This window comes from Shewanella sp. Isolate11, from assembly GCF_022398315.1.
Lineage (GTDB): Bacteria > Pseudomonadota > Gammaproteobacteria > Enterobacterales > Shewanellaceae > Shewanella.
In genome coordinates this window covers 53,582-76,045 of record NZ_JAKEVF010000001.1, presented here as the reverse complement: position 1 = coordinate 76,045, position 22,464 = coordinate 53,582, and the positions used below count along the sequence as shown (strand labels likewise).

21 protein-coding genes are annotated in these 22,464 nt (G+C 43.9%); 10 read left to right on the top strand and 11 right to left on the bottom strand.

Annotated features, from left to right (window positions below):
• Positions 1–442: 442 nt before the first annotated feature.
• Positions 443–1,924: a ketol-acid reductoisomerase gene (gene ilvC / locus L1D21_RS00360; RefSeq protein ID WP_239843231.1), complete on the bottom strand. Its 1,482-nt coding sequence runs from the start codon at positions 1,922–1,924 to the stop codon at positions 443–445.
• 182 nt (positions 1,925–2,106) lie between these two features.
• Between ilvC and ilvY the strand changes: the two genes are divergently transcribed.
• The 6 genes from ilvY (at position 2,107) to L1D21_RS00330 (ending at position 8,515) form a co-directional block, all read left to right on the top strand.
• Positions 2,107–2,991, top strand: coding sequence for an HTH-type transcriptional activator IlvY (ilvY, locus tag L1D21_RS00355; RefSeq protein WP_239843230.1), 885 nt, complete (start codon positions 2,107–2,109; stop codon positions 2,989–2,991).
• A 101-nt stretch (positions 2,992–3,092) separates the two neighbouring features.
• On the top strand, positions 3,093–3,905 hold the full coding sequence (locus L1D21_RS00350; protein WP_239843229.1) for a transporter substrate-binding domain-containing protein: 813 nt from the start codon (positions 3,093–3,095) through the stop codon (positions 3,903–3,905).
• A 186-nt stretch (positions 3,906–4,091) separates the two neighbouring features.
• Positions 4,092–4,907 (top strand): transporter substrate-binding domain-containing protein, encoded by an 816-nt coding sequence (locus L1D21_RS00345; RefSeq protein ID WP_239843228.1) that lies wholly within the window; start codon positions 4,092–4,094, stop codon positions 4,905–4,907.
• 94 nt (positions 4,908–5,001) lie between these two features.
• Positions 5,002–6,525 (top strand): YifB family Mg chelatase-like AAA ATPase, encoded by a 1,524-nt coding sequence (locus tag L1D21_RS00340; RefSeq protein ID WP_239843227.1) that lies wholly within the window; start codon positions 5,002–5,004, stop codon positions 6,523–6,525.
• Positions 6,526–6,673: 148 nt separating this feature from the next.
• Positions 6,674–7,555 carry an acyltransferase gene (locus tag L1D21_RS00335; protein WP_239843226.1) on the top strand — a complete coding sequence of 294 codons (882 nt, stop codon included), beginning with the start codon at positions 6,674–6,676 and terminating at the stop codon, positions 7,553–7,555.
• 30 nt (positions 7,556–7,585) lie between these two features.
• Complete coding sequence (locus tag L1D21_RS00330; protein ID WP_239843225.1) at positions 7,586–8,515, top strand: acyltransferase; 930 nt, start codon at positions 7,586–7,588, stop codon at positions 8,513–8,515.
• A gap of 281 nt (positions 8,516–8,796) precedes the next feature.
• On the opposite strand, the gene L1D21_RS00325 is transcribed toward L1D21_RS00330, so the two are convergent.
• Positions 8,797–9,888 (bottom strand): branched-chain amino acid aminotransferase, encoded by a 1,092-nt coding sequence (locus L1D21_RS00325; protein ID WP_239843224.1) that lies wholly within the window; start codon positions 9,886–9,888, stop codon positions 8,797–8,799.
• A gap of 299 nt (positions 9,889–10,187) precedes the next feature.
• Here L1D21_RS00325 and L1D21_RS00320 point away from each other — a divergent pair, with 299 nt between their 5' ends.
• Positions 10,188–10,394: a cell division protein ZapB gene (locus L1D21_RS00320; RefSeq protein WP_239843223.1), complete on the top strand. Its 207-nt coding sequence runs from the start codon at positions 10,188–10,190 to the stop codon at positions 10,392–10,394.
• A 23-nt stretch (positions 10,395–10,417) separates the two neighbouring features.
• On the opposite strand, the gene L1D21_RS00315 is transcribed toward L1D21_RS00320, so the two are convergent.
• The 6 genes from L1D21_RS00315 to L1D21_RS00290 form a co-directional block, all read right to left on the bottom strand.
• Entirely contained in the window at positions 10,418–10,636 is a 219-nt protein-coding gene (locus tag L1D21_RS00315) for a DUF1107 domain-containing protein (protein WP_239843222.1), read from the bottom strand.
• Between the two features lie 282 nt (positions 10,637–10,918).
• The gene (locus tag L1D21_RS00310) at positions 10,919–11,530 is read right to left on the bottom strand and encodes a thiol:disulfide interchange protein DsbA/DsbL (RefSeq protein WP_239843221.1); all 612 of its coding nucleotides are present in this window, start codon (positions 11,528–11,530) and stop codon (positions 10,919–10,921) included.
• Between the two features lie 207 nt (positions 11,531–11,737).
• On the bottom strand, positions 11,738–12,742 hold the full coding sequence (locus L1D21_RS00305) for a serine/threonine protein kinase (protein ID WP_239843220.1): 1,005 nt from the start codon (positions 12,740–12,742) through the stop codon (positions 11,738–11,740).
• Positions 12,739–13,023, bottom strand: coding sequence for a DUF3630 family protein (locus tag L1D21_RS00300; protein ID WP_239843219.1), 285 nt, complete (start codon positions 13,021–13,023; stop codon positions 12,739–12,741). Before L1D21_RS00300 ends, L1D21_RS00305 begins: the two co-directional genes overlap by 4 nt.
• Positions 13,020–13,346 carry a hypothetical protein gene (locus L1D21_RS00295; protein WP_239843218.1) on the bottom strand — a complete coding sequence of 109 codons (327 nt, stop codon included), beginning with the start codon at positions 13,344–13,346 and terminating at the stop codon, positions 13,020–13,022. Before L1D21_RS00295 ends, L1D21_RS00300 begins: the two co-directional genes overlap by 4 nt.
• Positions 13,347–13,532: 186 nt before the next feature.
• Positions 13,533–14,198: a hypothetical protein gene (locus L1D21_RS00290; protein WP_239843217.1), complete on the bottom strand. Its 666-nt coding sequence runs from the start codon at positions 14,196–14,198 to the stop codon at positions 13,533–13,535.
• A gap of 314 nt (positions 14,199–14,512) precedes the next feature.
• Between L1D21_RS00290 and L1D21_RS00285 the strand changes: the two genes are divergently transcribed.
• The 3 genes from L1D21_RS00285 (at position 14,513) to L1D21_RS00275 (ending at position 18,043) form a co-directional block, all read left to right on the top strand.
• Positions 14,513–14,914 carry a nitrous oxide-stimulated promoter family protein gene (locus L1D21_RS00285; RefSeq protein WP_239843216.1) on the top strand — a complete coding sequence of 134 codons (402 nt, stop codon included), beginning with the start codon at positions 14,513–14,515 and terminating at the stop codon, positions 14,912–14,914.
• Positions 14,915–15,007: 93 nt separating this feature from the next.
• Positions 15,008–15,889 carry a hypothetical protein gene (locus L1D21_RS00280; RefSeq protein WP_239843215.1) on the top strand — a complete coding sequence of 294 codons (882 nt, stop codon included), beginning with the start codon at positions 15,008–15,010 and terminating at the stop codon, positions 15,887–15,889.
• Between the two features lie 90 nt (positions 15,890–15,979).
• Positions 15,980–18,043 (top strand): S9 family peptidase, encoded by a 2,064-nt coding sequence (locus L1D21_RS00275; protein ID WP_239843214.1) that lies wholly within the window; start codon positions 15,980–15,982, stop codon positions 18,041–18,043.
• Positions 18,044–18,131: 88 nt separating this feature from the next.
• Here the strand turns inward: L1D21_RS00275 and L1D21_RS00270 are convergent, their stop codons facing one another.
• The 3 genes from L1D21_RS00270 to L1D21_RS00260 all read right to left on the bottom strand — a co-directional run bounded on the left by L1D21_RS00270 (position 18,132) and on the right by L1D21_RS00260 (position 22,450).
• Positions 18,132–18,710, bottom strand: coding sequence for a hypothetical protein (locus tag L1D21_RS00270; RefSeq protein ID WP_239843213.1), 579 nt, complete (start codon positions 18,708–18,710; stop codon positions 18,132–18,134).
• A gap of 125 nt (positions 18,711–18,835) precedes the next feature.
• Positions 18,836–21,709: an Ig-like domain-containing protein gene (locus L1D21_RS00265; RefSeq protein WP_239843212.1), complete on the bottom strand. Its 2,874-nt coding sequence runs from the start codon at positions 21,707–21,709 to the stop codon at positions 18,836–18,838.
• A gap of 390 nt (positions 21,710–22,099) precedes the next feature.
• A complete protein-coding gene (locus L1D21_RS00260; protein WP_239843211.1) occupies positions 22,100–22,450 on the bottom strand; it encodes a YkvA family protein in 351 nt (116 codons plus the stop codon).
• Between the last annotated feature and the right edge of the window lie 14 nt (positions 22,451–22,464).

Here is a 22,464-nt window from a genome sequence, read left to right as displayed (position 1 = left end):
GCGGGGGTTTTTGTTGCAATCTTGACCTAATTAGGTTTGTCGATGCGCCATGCGTTGCCCCCGCTGTGATCTAATAATCACTACGGTAATAATCTCGAGAATGAGTAGGGCAACGTTGTTAAACATGGTTATTGGCAATTCCTAATCGGTATCTTTGCTTAAATTCGGTATCTACACTTATCAATTTTAGTAGACCTTTTAATCAATACCATAAAGCCAACGAATAACACAACCAAAAACCTGCGATACCTGTAAAAATGACTAAAATATCATAAAAAATGTCTTTCTAGCCCCAGAATATCGGGTTTCTTTTCCTACTCACTTGTTCGAATTATTCGCTATGTTTTCTTTCCGCTGATAAACATAGATCACTTCTCTGTATTGATTAGCCCACACAATGACTAATTAACTGTGCGGGCTCTACTTTGTTGATTAATAAACGTTATGCTTCTTCTACAATACGCTTCATCTCTGTCATATAACCACGCAACTCGGCGCCGATATATTCCACAGAAGTATGGCGAATCGCATCGTTAACCTCGATTAAACGTAGGTTATCGACGCCGTTACCACTATCTTTTAATCCGCCACCTAAATATTCAGCAGACATAGCATTCACATAATCACGTAGTAGAGGTACTGCGGCGTGGTTGAACAGATAACAGCCATATTCAGCCGTATCAGAAATCACCACGTTCATCTCATATAAACGCTTACGTGCAATGGTATTGGCAATCAGCGGAGTTTCATGTAGCGACTCGTAATATGCCGACTCTTCAACAATACCTGCCGACACCATGGTATCGAACGCTAATTCAACACCAGCTTTGATCATGGCAACAAGGAAGATGCCTTTATCAAAATAGGTTTGTTCATCGATAACTTCATCGCTCTGGGGAGCATTCTCAAAACCAGTTTCATTGGTTTCGTTACGCCATTTCAGCAAGTTAGCATCATCATTGGCCCAATCTTGCATCATGGTTTTAGAGAACTCACCACTGATGATGTCATCCATGTGTTTTTCAAACAGTGGCGTTAGGATCTCTTTAAGCTCTTCGGCCATCTCAAATGCTTTGATTTTCGCAGGATTAGACAAACGGTCCATCATGTGGGTAATACCGCCATGTTTGAGCGCTTCAGTGGTGGTTTCCCAACCTTGCTGGATCAATTTAGCGGCATAACCAGGCTCGACACCATCTGCGACCATCTTCTCATAACCGAGAATAGCCCCTGTTTGTAGCATGCCACATAAGATGGTTTGCTCACCCATCAAGTCAGACTTTACTTCGGCAATAAATGATGAGTGCAATACGCCAGCTCTATCGCCACCAGTGGCACTGGCATAAGCTTTCGCCACTTCAAAACCATCGCCTTTAGGATCGTTTTCAGGATGAACGGCGATCAGTGTCGGCACACCAAACCCACGCTTATATTCTTCACGTACCTCAGTACCCGGACACTTAGGCGCCACCATGATCACTGTGATATCGGGACGAACCTGCATTCCCTCTTCAACGATATTAAAGCCATGAGAATACGACAGTACAGCACCTTGCTTCATCAGAGGCATGACGCTGTTAACCGCATCGGTATGCTGTTTGTCAGGCGTAAGATTAAGAACAAGATCGGCATCAGGGATCAACTCTTCGAAAGTGCCAACACGGAATCCGTTACCCGTCGCTTTTTGGTAAGAGGCGCGCTTTTCAGCAATCGCTTGTGGACGAAGCGCAAAAGAAATATTCAGTCCGGAGTCGCGCATATTCAAACCTTGATTTAGGCCTTGAGCACCACAACCTAAGATCACGATATTCCAACCTTTAATGTAGTCACAACCTTGGCTAAATTCGCTGCGGTCCATGAAACGACATTGGCCAAGCTGTTCTAACTGCTGGCGTAAATTCAAAGAGTTAAAGTAATTAGCCATCGGAGATTCCACCTTTAATTGCCGACTTAAATAAGAGCTTAACCATAAGAGTTAAGTTTTTGATTGAATTTACTATAGCCCACAGCAGGCATTGCTTAAAATGATATATTCGGGATACTGTATTGCATTTTATGCAATATTGCGGTTAAAGTTTGTCCATCAAATTTGGTGGCAGATAAAACATGGATATTCGGACGATCAAGCTCTACCTTCATCTCTCTAATAGTTTGCACTTTGCTAAAACTGCACAACAAATGCATGTCAGTCCGTCGACATTAAGTCGTGCCATGCAACGTTTAGAAGAGGAAGTGGGCGCCAAACTGTTTGAGCGTGATAATCGCAGTGTCACCCTAACTAATGCCGGTATCGAATACCGCCATTTTGCCGAACAAACCTTAGATAGCTGGAGCAAGCTCAAACATAGGCTCGATCCTCAACAAGATATGCTGCGGGGCCGCCTAAACCTTTACTGCTCAGTGACCGCAGCCTACAGCCACTTACCCGCATTACTCGATAGATTTAGAAATGAACACCCACTGGTAGAAATAGCGCTAATCACGGGTGATCCGGCCAATGCCGTTGACATGGTGCGTCAAAATACCGCAGACATAAGTATTGCTGCCAAACCCGAAAACCTACATGAATCGCTGGGTTTCTTTAAAATTGATGATATCCCTCTGGTCATCATCGCCCCGACATTTAAGTGTGCAGTGCAGGAGCTACTGACAGATACTTATATTCCTTGGGACAGGTTACCTTTCATCATTCCAGAACATGGTCCCGGGCGGCGCCGTATTGAAAACTGGTTTAAACAATTAGGACTCAACGCTAATGTGTATGCTCAAGTCTCTGGACAGGAAGCGATCGCTTCTATGGTGGCATTAGGCTGCGGTGTCAGTATTACGCCTGAAGTGGTGATTAATAACAGTCCGGTTAAAGACAGGATTCAGCAAATCCCCTCTCCAGTCGCTATTCCGCCTTTCGAGCTGGGCTGTTGCAGCAAAAATAGCCGCCAAGATGAACCTATTATTGCCGCATTTTTACGCGAACTGAATCAACTCCATTAACCAAAATGCCTTAACAGATATCCGCAAATTTGTTACAAGTATTCAGTTCGCCTGGCAGTTACTTTATAGCTCCTTTAGTTAAGGGTATTTGGGAAACCACGATGTTCAAGCTGCTAATCATATGCTTAATACTATTCATTTCACCGCAATTAACTGCAGCAGATAGCACTGTTAAAACTCAGACGCTGCATTTTTGTAAAGGCAACTCCGATTATCCACCCTATAACTATTTTCAGAATAATCCCAATCATGCCCAACAAAACATGGGCTACGATATCGATCTGCTAAAGATGACTTTTGAGGGAACACCATATAATTTTCAAGTGCATGCCCTGCCGTGGAAACGCTGCTTGCTAGAGGTCAAAAAAGGTAATATCGATGCGTTGATGAGTGCTTCATCGAATGAGCAACGCCGACAAGATTTCGATTTTTCAGAGCCCTATTATTACCTGACGCCCGCTATCTTTTATCTAAAATCAGACTATCCCAACGGCTTACCAACTCGAGATATTAATGAGTTAAAAGGCCATGGCAGCATTTGTGGTATACAAAGCTTCAACTACAAAAACTTTGGTGTCGATGACGATAGATTTATTTTTAGGATCCACCATATTCCGCAACTGCCATACTTGCTAATTAAAGAACGTTGTCGTTTTTTTCTTGCCCGGCAAGAGATCCTCTTTAGCACCTTGGCTCTCAATAAAATCACCTATTTATCCGATCTTATTCAAGGCGAAATGCTCACCAGCGTCGAACAGGAACCCTTTTATATGTTGATCAGTAAATCGTCACCCAACCGTAAACACATCAAACAGCTATTCGATGCTAAAGTAACCGAACTGTCAGCCCAAGGGGAATTACACTCAATGATAGACAAACATATTCAGACGCTGATACATACTTCAAATTTCTAATATAAACATAAAATTAATAAAAAATACGTATGATATGACTAAACCATTTTAATCCGTTATCTTTCACGCCAATAGCGAGTAGTCGCCTCTGTTCAACTATAATTTACCCTACAAATTACCTTTGTCTAATATCCAATCTAATATCAGCGATGAGTAGTCTCTACAGTAAAAAAGTTAGGAGAACATATGGCCAAGCGACTGATTATTTTGATATTACTTGAATGTGTCTCCTTGTTATCTTCGGCGGCCGAAGTAACAAAAACTCAATCAATCAGTATTTGCATCGCAAATGCCGAATATCCGCCCTATAACTATGTTCCGCGTAACAGCAACACAGTAAAGCAAAATGCTGGCTACGATATTGACCTTTTACGCATGACTTTCGAGGGTACCCAATTTGTTTATACCGTGCAGCCTCTCCCTTGGAAACGTTGCCAGGAAGAAGTTAAAAAAGGAAATATCGACGCGCTAATGAGTGCTTCATCTAACCAACAACGCAGACAAGATTTTTATTTTTCCGAACCTTACTATTATCTCACCCCTAGTTTTTTCTATCTCAAAGCCGATTTTCCTGACGGATTAACCATCAACAATGCTAGTGAATTAGAAAGGTACGGCAATATTTGTGGCATTAAAGGATTTAACTATCACAATTTTGGTATGAACGATGACCATCATATTTTTAAAATAGGCGAAATTTCACAGTTGCCTTATATGTTACTCAAGGGCCGCTGCAAGTTTTTTCTCGCCCGTCAGGAGATACTAGTTGGTACATTGGCACTGAATCAGACCACTTATCTAGCAGATCTTATCGAAGGTAAAATGCTCACCAGTGTCGAACAAGAGCCTTTTTATATGCTGATAGGCAAGTCCTCACCCTACCATAAAGAAATCAAGCAGTTATTTGATCGTAAGGTTAAACAGCTTACCGATAATGGCAAATTACGAGTCATCATCGAGCATCATTTGCAGAGACTAAACCATCATGTTTTTCTTAATTAAATCCAGTAAAAACAGCAGTCTGATGACTAGCTGCTACACTTAAACCACTCACTAGCTGCATGTAAAAGTAATAAAAAAACAAAAGGATTTGTTTATGGCGATCGCCTGCGTTACGACCCGAGCCAGCCTTGGAGTCGAAGCCCCTGAAGTCACAGTTGAAGTCCACCTTAGTAATGGGCTACCGGCTTTCAACTTGGTCGGGTTACCAGAGACCTCGGTTAAAGAAGCAAAAGAACGCGTCAGAAGTGCGCTCATTAATGCGGGATTTGAGTTTCCACAGCGGCGTATTACTGTCAACCTTGCACCAGCAGATCTGCCTAAACAAGGGGGACGTTATGATTTACCCATCGCAATGGGTATTCTGGCTGCATCAAAACAGATACCCGACATTAATTTAAAAGAACATGAATTTGTCGGTGAATTAGCCCTATCAGGCGAGATCCGCCCCTGCCAAGGGTTATTACCTGTGATTGTTGCCGCTCGTAAACAGAATAAAACCTTAGTCATGCCACTGGGTAATCGCACTGATGCAGAGTTGGTTGGTTATCAACACAGTATTTTTGCCAGTCATTTACAAGGGCTCAGTGCCTACTTACATGGGCAACAATCATTACCAAGCATTAATCAAGGGCTGGAATGGCTAGCGCCAGAAGCGGAAACTCAGGATAAATGCCTCAGTGATGTCATAGGCCAATATCAGGCTAAACGAGCCTTAGAGATCGCGGCTGCAGGTAATCATAATTTGTTATTTCTTGGACCTCCCGGTACGGGGAAAACCATGTTAGCAAGCCGTATGATGCAGCTGTTACCGCCATTAAGCTATGACGAAGCATTGGAGGTCGCTGCGATTCATTCAGTAGCAGGTCATTCTATTCCTGTCAGTCAGTTTTACCAAAGACCGTTTCGTAGTCCACACCATACTAGCTCCTCGATTTCACTCGTTGGCGGTGGCGGTCAGCCCAAACCTGGTGAGATTTCTCTCGCCCATCGTGGAGTACTGTTTCTCGATGAGGTGGCGGAATTTCCGCGCAAAGTACTCGACTGTCTTCGAGAGCCAATGGAAACCGGAGAAGTAGTGATCTCTCGCGCCGCCGCCAAACTCACCTTTGCCTCGCGTTTTCAATTGATCGCCGCAATGAATCCCAGCCCCTGTGGTGATACGGCTAATGCCCGAGCCACACCAGATCAAATTCAGCGCTATTTATCCCGCTTATCAGGCCCGTTTATCGATAGGTTTGATCTTACTATCGATGTTCCACGATTGGCCGATGGCACCTTAACGCAAACACAACCCACCTCTGAAACCAGTACCATGGTAGCGAAACGGGTACACTCGGCTCGAGAGCGACAACTCAGTCGTGCAGGTGTATTGAATGCCGAGCTGACGGGCAAGCAACTGTCGCAAACTGGTGGGTTTTCACAATCTGATTTGGAATTTTTAGAGCAGAGCGTCAACAAACTCGACTTATCCGTTCGCAGCTACCATCGCCTGCAACGTGTAGCGCGCACCATTGCCGATTTAGCAGAATCACCTAATGTCGAACGCAGCCATATTGCCCAAGCACTGGGTTATCGAGCGATGGACAGACTGCTCAGCAGTCTAAAAAGTCCTTACTAACACGATAGTTAGGAAGATAAGGCTTTAATCGAAATGAGCCTGACAATCATCAAAAATAGCCATGTTTGTCGCAACATAGCCTCTAGAACATTGAGCTAAGTGCATTAGGCGAGTAACATAGGTTTCCAAAAATTTTATGGGGAAATAAATGGGCTCAGTGATTTCACTACTAAGAGGCTGCCTAGCGTTTAGCTGTTATGTTATCAATACACTGTTTTGGGTTATTCCCATCCTCTTAGTCAGTCTAATAAAATTACTTCCCATAACGCCACTGCGTACGGTTTGTAGTTATCTTCTAGATCACTGTGCTAGCGCATGGATTAGCGTTAATACGGTTATTGAGCGCATCTTTCATCGCGTCAATATTAGTATCGATGGCGACACAAATTTATCAACTAAAGAGTGGTATATGGTGGTCGCAAACCATCAGTCTTGGGTTGATATTTTAGTATTGCAGCGAGTGTTAAATCATAAGATTCCATTTTTAAAATTCTTCTTAAAACAAGAGCTCATCTATGTCCCCGTTTTAGGTTTAGCTTGGTGGGCGTTAGACTTTCCCTTTATGCGCCGCTACAGCAGCGCCCAATTACGTAAAAACCCCAAGCTTAAAGGCAAAGATATTGAGATCACCCGTAAGGCTTGCGCCAAGTTTAAAACTAAGCCAGTGAGCGTGATGAATTTTGTCGAAGGCACCCGCTTTACACAGCAAAAACATGACAAACAAAATTCCGAATTCAAGCATCTGCTTAAGCCCAAAGCGGGTGGTATGGCATTTGCGCTATCAGCCATGGATGGACAAATCCATAAGCTGATCGATGTCTCCATCTATTACACCGGAAAAACACCCACCTTCTGGGAATATATTTCTGGCCAAGTGAAACAGATTAAAGTGAACATCAAGGTCTCAGATATCTCTCCCGCAATGCGTGGGGATTACATGAATGATCGAGAATTTAAAATTGGTTTCCAAAATGAACTCAACCGCATCTGGAAGCAAAAAGATGCCACTCTAGAAGAGATGTCTAAGTAATAATCTATTGCAAAAAGGTGCGTTAGAACCATGCTAAATTTTTTACCAGGTCCAATTTTATTTGCTTTAAGTACGCTGCTACTGATAGTCAACACTGTGCTTTGGAGCAGCCTTATTTGCGTTGGTGGTCTAATAAAATTACTGGTACCCATTACAGGCTTTAGAAACTTACTCACCAAAATCATGAACCGATTCATGTGGGGCTGGGCCAGTGTCAATGGTGGCATATTATTTCTCATCGCCAAAATAGAATGGGACATTGAAGGCTTAGAAGGGCTTAAAAAAGATGGCTGGTACTTACTGATCAGTAACCATTTAAGTGGTTTTGATATTGCAGCATTGACTTATGTTCTACGCAACAATATTCCTATGTTGAAGTTCTTTTTAAAAAAAGAACTGCTCTACGTTCCCTTTATGGGGCTGGGCTGCTGGGCATTAGACATGCCATTTATGAATCGCACCAGCGCCAAACAATTAAAGAAAAATCCTAAATTACGTGGTAAAGATCTTGAAACCACTCGTCGTTCTTGTGAGAAGTTTAAAACCATTCCAACATCGATAATAAATTATGTCGAAGGCAGTCGATTTACGCCTGAGAAACACGATCGTCAACGCTCCCCTTACCGTTATCTTTTACGTCCTAAAGCCGGCGGGATAGCCTTTACCATTTCGGCCATGGGTGAACAGTTTACCAGCCTGCTTAATGTCACCTTGGTTTATCCTGACTCAGCAGGCAACACACTGTCAGAAGTAATGCATGGCAAGGTCAAACGCATCGTCGTTCGTATTGAGACCCTGCCTGTACCTGAAGTGGATGATATTAAATATTTTAATGATGCAGAAAGCCGAGCTCAGTTCCAACGCTGGCTAAATGGTATCTGGTATCAAAAAGATGAACAGATCCATCAAGTCTTACAGAAATACAATTCAGACCAGCTTGTTGCGCCACAAGACAGCTAAAAGTCCATTGTTAGTTTATGACTGTTAACTTGCGATCGATCGGCGTCTAACGATGATTACGCTGATGTCTAACGCCGAGGCGACGGTAACTTGTTAGCCCTGTTAAGCCAACAAACCTTCCTATTCGTTCAGTGCAGGAACAATTAAAGGAATTGTCTCAGGAGCACTAAATTATCGCTGAGCGATCATATCTTTAACTGATTGGTATTAAATCAAAAAACCAATAAAAAAGCGCCTAATTCGGCGCTTTTTTATTCAGGCAATGTATTGCATTAATACGCTTAAGGAGCAACCCGCTCTACACGCTTAATCCAGCCTTCAGGGCCTTGGCGCTTACCTTTTTGAATATCGGTTAGTACCTGGTAAATACGACGTGTATGTTCACCAACATCGCCATTGCCCACAGTTACCACTCGATGATCTTCAAAAATATAGGAGCCCACTGGCGAGACGACAGCGGCAGTTCCCAAGCCTCCTGCTTCGATAATTTCACCCGACTCAATATCGGCAATAAATTTATCTAACATCACAGTTTCTTGGCGAACTTCACAGCCCAACTGTTCACCCAGATCCAAGATAGATTGCGAGGTGATCGATTTTAGAATGGTGTCAGTAAATTTAGGAATAATAATGGTGCCATCTTTGAGTACGTGAAAATGGTTCATCGCACCCACTTCTTCAATCTGGGTATTTGTCGAATCGAGGTACAACACCTGCGCTGCACCATATTCCGCAGCCGCTTTGCCCGCTCGCAAAGATGCAGCGTAGTTACCCGCCGCTTTCGAAGCACCTGTTCCGCCCGTCACTGCGCGATGGAAACGCTCGGTGATGAGCAAACGAATCGCACTGTCAAAACCATTGCTATAATAAGCTCCGCTAGGACTCAACATGACACAAAAAGTGTATTCCTGACTTGGACTCACTGATAATCTGTCTTCGGTAGCAAATACAAATGGACGAATGTACAGACAAGCACCCTCTTGCATTGGGAACCATAAACGCTCGACATCGATCAGTGCCTTAATTCCCTCTTCAACCACATCTTCTGGCAGCTCAGGAATACAAACAATTTCAGCACTACGATTAAGACGCTTAGCATTTTGGTCGAGACGGAAAGTGTAAATCTCACCATCTTCATGCATGAAAGCCTTGGCACCTTCAAAGATTGATTGCCCATAATGCAGCGACATTGCCCCTGGGGCGATTTCAAATGGACCATAAGGCACGATACGTGGATCAGCCCACTGTCCATCTCGATAATCCATCAAAAACATATGGTCGGTTCGTAGCCGCCCAAAACCAACGTTGGTTTCCGGCTTAAACTGTTCAGTACGGCGCTCTGACGCAGGTTTTAAATTGTATTTTATGTGCATTGTTTACCACCTTGATTACTGAATATGCAGACTATGGATGCACTGCTTTAAAGTCAAGCACAATGGGGGGTTGCTGCGGCCGTTATACAAACTTCTTCAGCAAACTGTAGTACAGATTTCTGAACAGGTGATAAGCCTCATCGATTCAATTTAACCTGAAACTGAATCGATACTGATAAAATAATTAATCTTTAATCATTTTTCGTCTTATTTTTGTGCAATTGAGATAAATTGACTATTCAGTGGGAGGTCGGCGCTGATAGAATCGAAGCCCCATCCAGAAACTATTAGGACTCCCGATGAGCCTTGAACTACTGTCCAAGCTGGAAACAAAAATCCAAGCTGCACTCGAAACTATTGAGCTACTAAAAATGGAGCTTGAAGAAGAGAAGCAGTTAAACCAAAGCCTAACTGAGAAAAACCAACAGCTAAGCCAAGATCTTAACTCATGGAATGAGAAAGTCACCGGACTCGTTGGCTTACTTAACGACGAAGTTAGCGAATAATAGCGTCAATGATAAGCGAAGACTTAAGCTGTCTTCGCTTCATTTGCATGTTGGCTCTGAATAAGTTGATTCAACTCTAAAATCGCCTGCTTAACCTGAGGCAAACACTGCTCTCGAGGCAGTAAAAAACGCCCTTTGTCGAACTCTAGTCGACCTAAATCCTTTACCCAAATCACCCCAGATACAAATATGCGTACATGTTTGATGATCAGCTTTGGCGCATAAACGGGAAAGACTCTCATTCCGCCCTCCAAATCAAATGAACCGAGTAGGTTCTTTATTATTATTGTTAGATTGGACATAACTTTTAGCATGATAGTTTCATAAATCGAATGCTTTTTTTGTAAGCAATTACTCAGATTTATATGCAAATAAAAAAATTTTTATGCCAATCAAACGAATAGAGATCTTTATACCGATTAATATAAATGACCTCAAACTTAAAATTAAGGCAATAAAAAATCCGATGAAAGTGTCATCGGATTTTTATCACGCGAAGAATAAACCCCGCTTAAGGCTAATAATTACTTAAGCTGAATCAAGTAGTCAGTTAACTGCATCAATTCATTCATCGACTTTAATGAGCCCATCTCAATACGGTATTTACCATTAACGACTAACGAAGGCACACCCGATAATTTAGCATTTTCAGTCGCACGTTTCATTTGTGCCATTTGTGCGCTGACCATGAAAGAGTCTGCTGCTGCATCAAAATCTTTACCTGCCACGCCGTTAGCAATAAACAATTGGCGAATATCGTTACGACTTACGAAACGTTGCTTCTTATCATGAATAGCGGCAAACAATGCCGGTTCAATTTTATCTTCAACGTTTAACTGATGAGCAACGGCAAAAGCACGTGACATTTCAACACCCATTTCACGACCAATAAAGTCGACATGGTTTTGTTTAAAGGCGACGCCTTCTGGCAGTTTGGCTTTAATTTCAGGAATTTGCTGTTTAGCAAAATTATAACAATGAGGACAGAAGAAAGAGAAGAACTCTGTTACTTCAGGTTTAGCCGTCGCAGGACCTTGATTAATCACGGTGTAATTAACACCTTCTTCAAAATTTGCGGCTAAGGTGGCCATAGGTGCCACTAATAAAGCCAATGCAACCAGTAACGCTTTTTTCATGATGATTCCTTGTTGGTGTACTACACCTATTACTATTAGAATTTTGACAATACCTTAATGCCCTTTGGAGTCAGGCTCAAGCGCATTAGTTCATTTTTCTGTTACAAATTAAGCCAAGCCGTCTTCTCGCAATTGCATTGTACAAAAATTTAAATGTACAAAAACCGAAATGAACATCAGATGAACAAGCGATGAAAATGACAGTTGTCAATATTGTGGGGTGAGGCTCAATGGCGGCTCATCTAGCATTGCCAATTGTTCTTTAAATGCCAGTATCTGTTGTTCCCAATATTTCTCCTCGCCATACCAAGGGAAGTTCATTGGAAAAGCAGGATCTTGCCAGCGACGGCTAAGCCAAGCGTTATAATGCAACATCCGCATCGCTCGCAGCGGCTCAATTAGGGTTAACTCGCGATTATCGAAATCACAAAACTCTTGATAGGCTTCTAGTAACACTTCGAGTTGTAGGGTTTGCTGCTGACGGTCGCCGGCTAACATCATCCAAATATCTTGTATGGCAGGCCCCATCTTTGCGTCATCGAGATCGACAAAACCTGGGCCATCTGGGGTCCATAAAATATTGCTTGGATGCAGATCGCCATGTAATCGAATCGAACGCGCATCGACCTCGGCCCACATCTGTTTAGCCTTAGCCAATACCTGCTCCACTATGGTGAAATAGGCTGTCTGCAAACTTGCAGGAACATGTCCCGACGCTTTCAGCCATGCGAGCGATTCATCGCCTAATAATTGCGGGGTTAAGCTATCGCGATAAACAAAGGCTTTAGTCTGACTATATTGATGAATACGACCAATAAAGCGTCCCACTTCTTCTAATTGATCTAAGTTATCGACTTCGAAGGCTCGACCTCCCATTGAGGGAAAGAGCGCAAAACGATAACCTTGATACTCATGCAGCGAATGACCGTCAATAATAATGGGGGTAGCAATGGGGATCTCTTGCTCCGCTAACTCGGCAGAAAACTGGTGCTCTTCCAATATCTGCTCGTTGCTCCAACGCTCTGGGCGATAAAACTTGACCACATAACGAACTTTATCGTCGCTGCGAAATTGATATACGCGATTTTCATAGCTGTTAAGTGCTAATAATCCCGTTTCGGGATAGATAGCCAAAGACTCAATCGCATCCAGAATAAGGTCCGGTGTTAGCGCTTGATAATGAAAACACGCTCCTTGCTGCTCACTACTCATGAATGTGATTCCAATAGTGTCACCAAATATTCAAGCACTTCGACATCTTGCTCTCGCTCAACCGACAGCCAACAAATATCGCCATAGAACTCATAGTTAAGCTGTAATAGCGTACCTTCAAACTCCAATAACCATTGATGGCGGTCGGCGCCCCAATGTCGTTCTATCACTCGACAATCTAGAGATTGAGCCAATGGCTCGGCAAAATGTTCAAATTGATCAAACTGAATATCGGCAATAATCAACAGGCTTTTCGCTTGAGTATCTAGCGTGACTTTCATAACGCTGTAGCCTGTTCAAAACGTTGGCATTGCACACTGCCGGTACCATCGTCCTGGCACTCAAATCCACATTGATAAACCCCTTTACCCGACTCACTCAATTTCACCATGCCAGCTCCTTTGGCTAAGCATTGATCTAGCTGTTGATAATAGCCAGCAATATGATGAGCTTTAGCATCTTTCGGAATCGTATCTTGCTCTGCAAAATAAAACAGTGTCCAAGTTGGCACTTGGGTACACGCCGTCAGGCCTAATAAACTCAGGGCGATAAAACTCAGGGCGATAAAACTCAGGCTTAGTACCCTAATAAAACGACCCTTCATAACTTCTCCTTTAGAACCTTATTTGGTCATAACGCTTGCATCAATTAGCATATTATCGAATCTAGGCCGTGAGGCATAAAAAAGGCGAAACTAAATTCGCCTTTTAATTCAATTTGCCATTAACACGCACTATGACACATTAATCGCGCCGCAAGTTTACACCGCGAATAAGCATGATGCAGCAGATTACTTGCTCGCTTTTGCTTTGGCTTTTTCTATTCGGGTAATACGACCTTCAAATCCGGTAACGGTACCATCGGTTAAACCATGGTTTAGTGCAGCCTGACACACTTGCAAAGCACCATCGAAATCACCACTGTCATTAAGCAGGGTGGCTAAGTGCATAAAACCTGTCCCTTTCTCGCTGCTTGGAGAAGCAAGTTGATTAAATATGGCTTGATAATCACCTGATAAGCCTGCGCCATATTCACAATATTGACTGTCTTTACGCTGCTTATAACATTCGCCGATAGCTTGCAGTAAGGCACTATGCTTAGCCTCGATCTCTGAAGCGCTAGTGTAATCAGCTAATGCCTTGGACAATTTATCATTCGCCCACGCCGCTTCAGTGGTAACCGTTACAGCTGGCTCTGGCTCTGGCTCTGGCTCTGGCTCTGGCTCTGGCTCTGGCTCTGGCTCTGGCTCTGCAATAGCTTCGACGCTCTCAGCCGTTTGTTCGACAACTTCAGTGGCTTGCTCCTCCTCCGTTGACGTGGGAGCTACAGGCTCCTCTGTAACGATCTTCTCAACAGGCTGCTGCGCGTCCTGCTGCTCTTCTTGTGCTAGTCGCTGCGCTCGTTTGTATAAATATACTCCGACAGCTACAAGTAAAATAATGGCTATATATTTCATTATCATCCACCGTTGATTGATCGCCTCTTAGCTAGGCTTATTGCATGTTATAAATCTACAGAAATATGTGTCTGTTACTATAAATCAATTATTTATACCTCTTTTTCAGCCAGCTATCAAAAATTGTGTTAAAAATGACCATTTTATTGTTAAGAATATGATGTTAAGCAAGCACATTGTGCTGATTTAGCCACCACAACGGCTGATTAAAAGCTTCATTTTGTGCGCATCTTCATAAAACAGCGTGCCGTTTTTGTATTCACAAAATCGCCGAGGTAATCTGGAAAGACCTAGTAAATGACTCAGGCATACCTATGGTTTCTCCAGTACTGAATGGCAAACTGCAACAAGAGTTTCAAACCATTACCGCAATGGTACAGATATACTGTAAAGATCATTGTGCAGCAAAAGGTAAACTAGATCAGTGTCAGCAATGCCAAGCTTTTCTAGAATATGCCCACACCCGACTGGATCGCTGCCCATACGGCCAACAAAAACCGACATGCAATAAATGTCCGGTTCACTGTTATAAACCCGAATTAAAAGCAAAGGCTCGTGAAATCATGATTTATGCGGGGCCACGCATGCTATTGCCTCATCCAATAATGGCGATACGTCACCTGATCGCTGAACGCTTTGGAGAAGTTCCAGGAAAACCACCCGCTGGCGCATCAAATAGACATGTTCGATTAGAAAAAGACAAAGGCGGACGATAATTTAAGCCCAAAAGCATAATTAATCGCCTAAATGGTGTAATTTTATACATTTAGCTTGCTTAATTGACTTAATTTCCATCACAATGCCGTTATATGGATATAACGTACAACAACTTCTTGTATGAAGGGTATTGGTGGATCTCATTACTCGGTGGACTGCATTGCATCGGGCTGGGTACTTATATCCGTTATCTTTACCGCGATCGTCATGGAAACCATAAACTTTTAGGCACGCTCTTCACTCTGGTTGCCGTTTATTTTTTAACGGGTTTAGTTAATCCGCAAAACTCCCCTTTTCCACTACAGTTATTTTTTATTCTACTGGTCCCCACATACTTTTTGTTAACGCCGTTGTTATATCTGTACTGCTATCAAACCTTGCACAATACCAAACGCAGCACACGACGATCTTGGCATTTTTTCCCGGCAGGCTCGTTGGCGTTTATTATCTCGATTGCTTTTATGTTCGATAGTGATTTTAGACTCTATACCTATCCTGAAAGCCGCCACGCTTTCAATCATGTCACCTTACTTGCATCGATACTGCCAGTTTTACTCAGTTTACATGCCTGTATCTATTTTTATTGTATTCTCAAGCTGCTGAAACGCTTCAAAAATGAAACACCTAAAGCACACCACAATACAATTAAAGCGATCAAACTAAAATGGTTACTGGTATTAACTTTGGCCATGCTGATCAACTGGCTTATCCGAACATTCATGGTGATTTTTCCGGTGTATTTTGGCGATCAGGTCAACATTACAAGTCAAGCATTTACCAATATATTCCTACTGTTGACCGTTTATGGGTTAGCGATTTACGGTCTAAAACAGATCACGATCACCGCCTATTTACGCGGCAGCCAATCTCATCATCAGCGTCCTAGCCCTCAACGCCCTGCCTATCACAAACTCCTTTCAAACGAAGAAATTAATTTCTTACAGCAAATCCTCAACGACGAGAAAAAAGCGTAACTAAATTCACCCCATGAGCATTTTGAGTTAAGGTATCCCTAGCCTTAAGGCTGCTAAAAATAATGATAATTTGAAATGTAAGGGAATCTGATGGGAAGGGTAAATACACTCACCATACTGGCAGCCATCTCTGCTGGATTATTCGGCCTCAACGGCCAAGCCAATACCATAGAGCGTACTCACAAGATCACCAATGATGACTTTTTTACTATTGCCAACATGAGCAAGGTGCAACTGAGCCCTGATGGCAAACAAGCAGTCTGGTTAGAATCCCGTTGGGATAAAGAGCTAGATAAGTCTCAACGCGACCTTTGGCTAGTCAACACTAAGAGTCGCCAGACTCAACGCCTAACCTTTACCAATGAAAGTGAATCCAGCCCGCAATGGAGCCCTGACGGCCAATATATTTACTATATCAGTAAGCAGAGCCATGAAGATAAAAAAGCTCCCTATAACGGAAAACCTCAAGTCTTCAGACTCGCAGTCACTGGTGGTGAAGCGGTACCCATCACCAAAGAGAGCGAAGGAGTAAAATCTTTCCAACTCGCTAGCGATGGCAATAATCTTTACTTTCTATCCAACAAAGCCACCACAGACAAAGATATCTGGGCTGATATGCGTGCCAAACACAACACGCCCAAATACGCTCATGGTAAAGTCACTACTAACCCATTGTATAAAATAGACTTACAACATTATCAACAGTCACTCATCCTAGATGACGACAAGGTGGTATGGGAATTTAGCGTCAATGCTGATGCCAGCCAGATAGCCCGCATTACCACCAGCGATAACGAATTAGTAAATTTAGAAGGCTGGTCAAACATCGAAGTCTTCGACACTAAAACCACTAACAATAAGGTATTAACCGATACCGCTTGGCGTGCTAACGCTCCTTCCCCTTATGGTTGGCTCCTTGGATTGGACTGGAATGACAACAACCAGCAACTGGCCTTTAGAATCGATTTCGATGGTTATCCAGGTAAGCTGTTTGTCGCCACACCTCAAACAGATAAAGCCATTGAGCTTACCCACAGTGGAGATATGACACTCAATGCTGGCGATATTCATTGGCGCCCTAATAGCAATGAGATTTGCTTTCGCGGCTTCGATCACGCCCGCGTCAAACTGTATTGCACTGAAATTGACGGCAACCAACAAGGCGATACTCGCACTGTCGTTGCTGGAGACTTAGTCATAGGTAGCTACAGCTTCAGTCATGATGGCAAAAAACTAGCCTTCAGCCACAATGGACAAGATCATTTTAGCGATTTATTTATAGCCGATGGTGCCAGTAGAAAAGCCAAATATAAACGCATCACCAATATCAACCCGCAAGTCGATAGCTGGATATTGCCACAAGTGTCAGTGGTGAAATGGCAAGCAAGCGACGGCAGCCAAGTCGAAGGTATTCTCGAACTGCCTGCAGGCTATAAAAAAGGCGATGGCGCATTACCGCTCGTGGTGCAAATTCACGGCGGGCCAACCTCAGCAACACCTTATGCCTTGCAACATAGATCTTACGGTCGTTCGACCTTCAGCGCTAATGGTTGGGCTCTGTTATCGCCAAACTATCGCGGCTCAACCGGTTATGGTGACCAGTTCCTAACCCAACTGGTTGGACACGAGCATGATATCGAAGTGAAAGACATCATGGCTGGAGTCGATCACCTCATCGCTCAGGGTATTGCCGACGGTGACAAGATGGCAGTGATGGGCTGGAGTAATGGTGGTTACCTAACTAACGCCTTAATCAGCACTACTACGCGTTTCAAGGCTGCCAGTTCAGGCGCGGGGGTATTCGATCAGCGTCTGCAATGGATGCTCGAAGATACCCCTGGTCATGTGGTCAATTTTATGCAAGGCCTTCCTTGGGAAAAACCCGATGCTTATACCCACGGTTCATCGCTCACCCATGCGGATAAGATCAAGACGCCAACCTTGATCCATATTGGCGAAAATGATCAACGTGTTCCATTGGGTCATGCTCAAGGGCTCTATCGCGCCCTAAAACATTACCTCAATGTACCCGTTGAGTTAGCCATCTATCCCGGCGAAGGTCATGGCCTAAGCACATACCAACATAAAAAAGCGAAGATGGATTGGGATCAGAAATGGTTTGAATATTATGTGCTTGGTAAGGCGATAAATTAGAGCCAAACGCTAAACTCAAATCAACGTAAAAAAGCGCCATTATTGGCGCTTTTTTATTAACTCAAACTCTGCAGAACCTTCATAAAAACTATTTATGACCCCAAGGCACTGGTGGAAGTGCAACGGGTTTAGTCAGGTCAAAGTCCACCTTAAAGTCGCGATTCTCGCGCGTCAGACGGTATACATAAGTATCGTTATTAATACCTACATGCCAAACATTGGTCACCGATTGGCTTAAACCATTTTGGTTAAAATTATCGATAGAAAATTGATCGACAGGGAAAGATTGTAACTCGGCAGTTCCACTAGCCACAGTATCACCACCATACATGGTGACCTTATCTTCACTGCCATCTTGATGACGATGATCGTGCTTTAAACGCAGGCCATTATCGGTTTTGGTAATAATCCAAGTACGAGAATGATCATCTCCCACATGAAACGGAATTTTCAGCTCAGTATCGCTACATTCGCGCACATGCATCACTAACTTTTTACCACTAAAAGCCGAATCTGCGCTATCTCCTGCGGTGATCTTACCTTCAAAAGCCTGACCACAGTGGGCTGCAATACGATCAAAGAATACATCTTGCTCACTCACGCTCGCATAACTAGGAAGGGCTACAAACGATGCGAACAACGCAACTAAGGAATAAGCTTTATTCATATTTTTCCATCTCCAATAAAGTGACGAACCTTAGCACAAGCAGATAAATTCAAACTGAAATGAGCACCGCAAAACAATAGCGCCTTCGAACGAAGACGCTAAGTGGATAACAATAATGACAAGAATTAAAAGTTAAGCTCTTGCCTTAAGGCTAAACGCCAATCGCTGCCATCGGTCGAAATCCAGACTTGATGGGTTGGTGTCCCCGATGTGTTAGCCCCGCCCATGACAATCAATTTATTGTCATGGACAATAACCCGGTAGCCTTGCGTATCTGCAAATGGCAACTCGTCTATGACTTTCACCCAAGTGGTGCCATCTTCCGAGCTCCAGAGATCCTTGAGTGGCTGGCTATCATCATAACCACCAAACGCCCAAAGTTTATTATCAAAAACGAGCAACTGATTAACCGCTCTTGCCCCCAACGCCGAACTATCGACGGCTTTACTCCAATCAATACCGTCAGCTGATGACCAGATCTCACTCAATTTATTACCGCTTTTGTTACCAGCCACAGCCCAAAGTTTATCTTGAAAACTCACCAGCGCAGCATCATTACCTTGAGGATAATTATTAGTGCTCTCTTCCGTCCAATTCACCCCATCCACCGAGGAATAAATATCTCCAGTCAGAGGATTAACTGTCCATAACTCTCCCTTGAGTTGATGTACAGCAAACGGCGAGTATTGATTCCAGGTATATGGCGTCGCCGTCGTCTCTAGGGACCAGGTTTTACCGTCAAGAGAAGAGTAAATGCCCGACACATGGAAAGCCCATAACTTGCCAGCAAACATGATAATGTCGCTACCGTTAGCAAAGGGAAGTGCCACACTCTGATCCAGTGACCAGCTAGAACCGCCTTTAGAGTGCCACAACGAGTGGACTTCAATACCATCCTGGTTATTACCCGAGAAGAGTTGCAGCTGCTGATTGTTGCTGACAGCCTTAACGAAGGATAATCCAGGGAACTGCGAGGTTAATGGTTGCCAATCTGCAGCATCACGGGTCTGCCAGCCATCGTTAAGCACTGAGCCGAGATCTTCACTGCGACCACCAAACACGATAAGTGTTCCTTGGTGCACACTAGTGGCGAAGAATTTTCGCGCCTTGTAGCCTACCGTAGTCTTTACCCCAAATGGCGCATCGGCGTTTGCCTGTGTCCAGTTGATACCATCTGATGACAGCCAGACATCATTTGGAAAACTGGAGCGATTCGGATCGACATTGGAGATCATTCCACCCAGCAGGACCAGTTGATTGTCCAGCACCCGCACATCATGCCGTTCACGCCCCTCAAATCCAGCATCGCCAATCTCCTGAGTCCAAATAACGCCATCGCTGGAGCTCCAAACATCGCTCAGCTGACCGCTATCGTCACGACCACCTATTTGCCACAGCTTGCCGTTAAATTCGACAAACGCCGCACTCACTCTTTGAGTAGCTGTTGCGTCCGCGGCTTCCTCAGTCCAGCTAACCCCATCGGTTGATGACCAGATCTCTTTAACATAGGCACTGTCGGTAAAGTCGTACCCCCCGAAAACCCACATCTTGCCCTCAAAAGGCACAACATTGTAGTTGTTGCGATCGCCAAACCCCATGTCACGATTAACCAAGGTCCAATTCACGCCATCCGATGAACGCCAAAGATCATTAATGGTGCGATCACTCCTTGTCCCCATCACCCACAACTGATCATTAAAAACAAAGGCTGCAACGGCAGAGCGATCGTCAAAAGGCACATCATCGGTGACACTTTGCCAAACATTTCCATCGCGCGAGCGCCATACACTCTTATTGTTATATGGAATCGATAACCCACCGACTAACCAAAGGTAACCGTCGAAGGAAACCAGTTTAGTGGAACTTAATCCCGGTGCGACCTGACTGGACACAAAATTGGTTTGTCCATGGTGCTCGCCATGCTGCAGGCTTAAATAGGCACCTTGAGTCGTGGTTAGCACGCTATCGGTCAGCGACGTAGTAGCCAACTCATCGACCTGCCCATCAACACAACTGGTTAAATTGGTATAATCGCAATCGGCCTGCGTGGTACGCACTAACTGCAGCGGAGTGTCTGCATCGGTCGTCACGCTGGTATCAGCCTCGCCAATCAACAGATTAATGGCCATCGACTCAGGCGCTACCGACACCATAAAACTGCTGCTGGACGCCAAATAATTTTCGGTTTCAGCCATATCGGCAAAGATCTCAGACTCGCCAGAAGCATGGGCCGTCACCAAACCACTGACATCAACCGATGCAACCGTTTGATCTTGACTGCTAAAAGTTACCTCATCTACAGCGAGATTAATGGCGTTTAAATAAGTTTGATCGACAAACAATGCCACTGTACCGGTATTATCAAACGCCAGCTGCCGGTCACCTTTGGCGACTTCGAGCTGATAAGTCGCGAGGCCACTTAAGAAATTAGCATCTTCGGTAATATCCACCGAGATGCTACTCGTTCCCGCAGCCATAATGGTCACCAGACCTTCACTGGAAATGGTTGCCACATCTGGATTCGAACTGGAATAGCTGACAGTTCCGCTGCCTAAGCGTCCCAGCAATACATTGCTAAAATCGGCATCACCATAGGTTTTCGTCATGATGCCCGTTGCAAAGCTAAGATCTCTTTCGGCCTTGGCCACATTTAATTGATATGACACCGAAGCACTGAGGTAATTGGCATCCTCAGCCACATTGGCAGAAATTTGGCTACTACCGGCACTGATCAGGGTAACTACGCCTTCAGTGGAAACGGTCGCCACATCTGGATTTGAACTGCTATAACTTATGGCACCCGAGCCTACAACACCTTGTAGTGTATTAGTAAAATCGGCATCGCCAAAGGTTTTATCGACACTGGTTGGCTGGGTGAAACTCAAATTCTGGCTCAGCTTAACAATCGGTTTCACTTCATCCGAACCATCACCACCACAGGCAGTGATTATCCCCAAAACAACAGATAAAACACCTATCCGCTTCAATCTCTTCAGCATGTTTAATGCCCTTATTATTGTGTTTATTGGCGTCTAGGTAATGTCAAACACCTACATCAGACTTAACTTAAGCATTGATTTTTATTATTTTTTAACGTGAAAAATCATGAAACAAATGTTAATCACTTGTTTCATTTTGAGCAACATAAAATATCGGGAAAGACGATCTTAATTCGGAAATTAGCGGAAATAAGTTGGGGAAGTGAATAACACTTTAGCAATGGGGCAAAGTCTCTCAACTAAGCTTAATTGACACAAAACAACCAAGGAGACCTAATGTTTCAAGGTGTGATTTCTAATCGCTTTAGTTGATCTTTACATGGCAAAATTTGATCGACTCTCCCATAAATGGGAGCGATTCCAAAATGCCTTCACACGAGCAAAGTTCGGTTAAGACTCAAACCACTGGGCGGTTTTGGCGGCAGCTTGTTGCTCTACATCATCATTAATGTAGACACTCACCATAGCTAACGCAGCGGCAATCGCCCCCAAGTCATCGGTGAAGCCTACAAAAGGAGTTAAATCAGGAACCGCATCGAGCGGGGCAATGAAATAGGCCAAAGCCCCATAAATGACGGTTTTAGCCCACTTTGGGGTATCGGAGCGCTGCGCCGCATAATATAAACACAGCGCCTTATAGATCACCTCGCGTCCGGCCTGCTTGGCAAACTGTTTCACCTTTTGCCAGAAACTTTCTTCGCTATAGTCTTGGCTATTTTCACCGCTGGATTTGGAAGCCATTACTGCTCCTAATT

Bases quoted from the DNA above. Each gene is read 5' to 3' on its own strand.
- L1D21_RS00345 (WP_239843228.1), top strand. From the start codon at position 4,092: ATGGCCAAGCGACTGATTATTTTGATATTACTTGAATGTGTCTCCTTG.
- L1D21_RS00350 (WP_239843229.1), top strand. From the start codon at position 3,093: ATGTTCAAGCTGCTAATCATATGCTTAATACTATTCATTTCACCGCAA.
- L1D21_RS00320 (WP_239843223.1), top strand. From the start codon at position 10,188: ATGAGCCTTGAACTACTGTCCAAGCTGGAAACAAAAATCCAAGCTGCA.
- L1D21_RS00300 (WP_239843219.1), bottom strand. From the start codon at position 13,023: ATGAAAGTCACGCTAGATACTCAAGCGAAAAGCCTGTTGATTATTGCC.
- ilvC (WP_239843231.1), bottom strand. From the start codon at position 1,924: ATGGCTAATTACTTTAACTCTTTGAATTTACGCCAGCAGTTAGAACAG.
- L1D21_RS00325 (WP_239843224.1), bottom strand. From the start codon at position 9,888: ATGCACATAAAATACAATTTAAAACCTGCGTCAGAGCGCCGTACTGAA.
- L1D21_RS00270 (WP_239843213.1), bottom strand. From the start codon at position 18,710: ATGAATAAAGCTTATTCCTTAGTTGCGTTGTTCGCATCGTTTGTAGCC.
- L1D21_RS00305 (WP_239843220.1), bottom strand. From the start codon at position 12,742: ATGAGTAGTGAGCAGCAAGGAGCGTGTTTTCATTATCAAGCGCTAACA.
- L1D21_RS00275 (WP_239843214.1), top strand. From the start codon at position 15,980: ATGGGAAGGGTAAATACACTCACCATACTGGCAGCCATCTCTGCTGGA.
- ilvY (WP_239843230.1), top strand. From the start codon at position 2,107: ATGGATATTCGGACGATCAAGCTCTACCTTCATCTCTCTAATAGTTTG.
- L1D21_RS00265 (WP_239843212.1), bottom strand. From the start codon at position 21,709: ATGCTGAAGAGATTGAAGCGGATAGGTGTTTTATCTGTTGTTTTGGGG.
- L1D21_RS00340 (WP_239843227.1), top strand. From the start codon at position 5,002: ATGGCGATCGCCTGCGTTACGACCCGAGCCAGCCTTGGAGTCGAAGCC.
- L1D21_RS00290 (WP_239843217.1), bottom strand. From the start codon at position 14,198: ATGAAATATATAGCCATTATTTTACTTGTAGCTGTCGGAGTATATTTA.
- L1D21_RS00315 (WP_239843222.1), bottom strand. From the start codon at position 10,636: ATGAGAGTCTTTCCCGTTTATGCGCCAAAGCTGATCATCAAACATGTA.
- L1D21_RS00330 (WP_239843225.1), top strand. From the start codon at position 7,586: ATGCTAAATTTTTTACCAGGTCCAATTTTATTTGCTTTAAGTACGCTG.
- L1D21_RS00285 (WP_239843216.1), top strand. From the start codon at position 14,513: ATGGTTTCTCCAGTACTGAATGGCAAACTGCAACAAGAGTTTCAAACC.
- L1D21_RS00310 (WP_239843221.1), bottom strand. From the start codon at position 11,530: ATGAAAAAAGCGTTACTGGTTGCATTGGCTTTATTAGTGGCACCTATG.
- L1D21_RS00280 (WP_239843215.1), top strand. From the start codon at position 15,008: ATGGATATAACGTACAACAACTTCTTGTATGAAGGGTATTGGTGGATC.
- L1D21_RS00335 (WP_239843226.1), top strand. From the start codon at position 6,674: ATGGGCTCAGTGATTTCACTACTAAGAGGCTGCCTAGCGTTTAGCTGT.
- L1D21_RS00260 (WP_239843211.1), bottom strand. From the start codon at position 22,450: ATGGCTTCCAAATCCAGCGGTGAAAATAGCCAAGACTATAGCGAAGAA.
- L1D21_RS00295 (WP_239843218.1), bottom strand. From the start codon at position 13,346: ATGAAGGGTCGTTTTATTAGGGTACTAAGCCTGAGTTTTATCGCCCTG.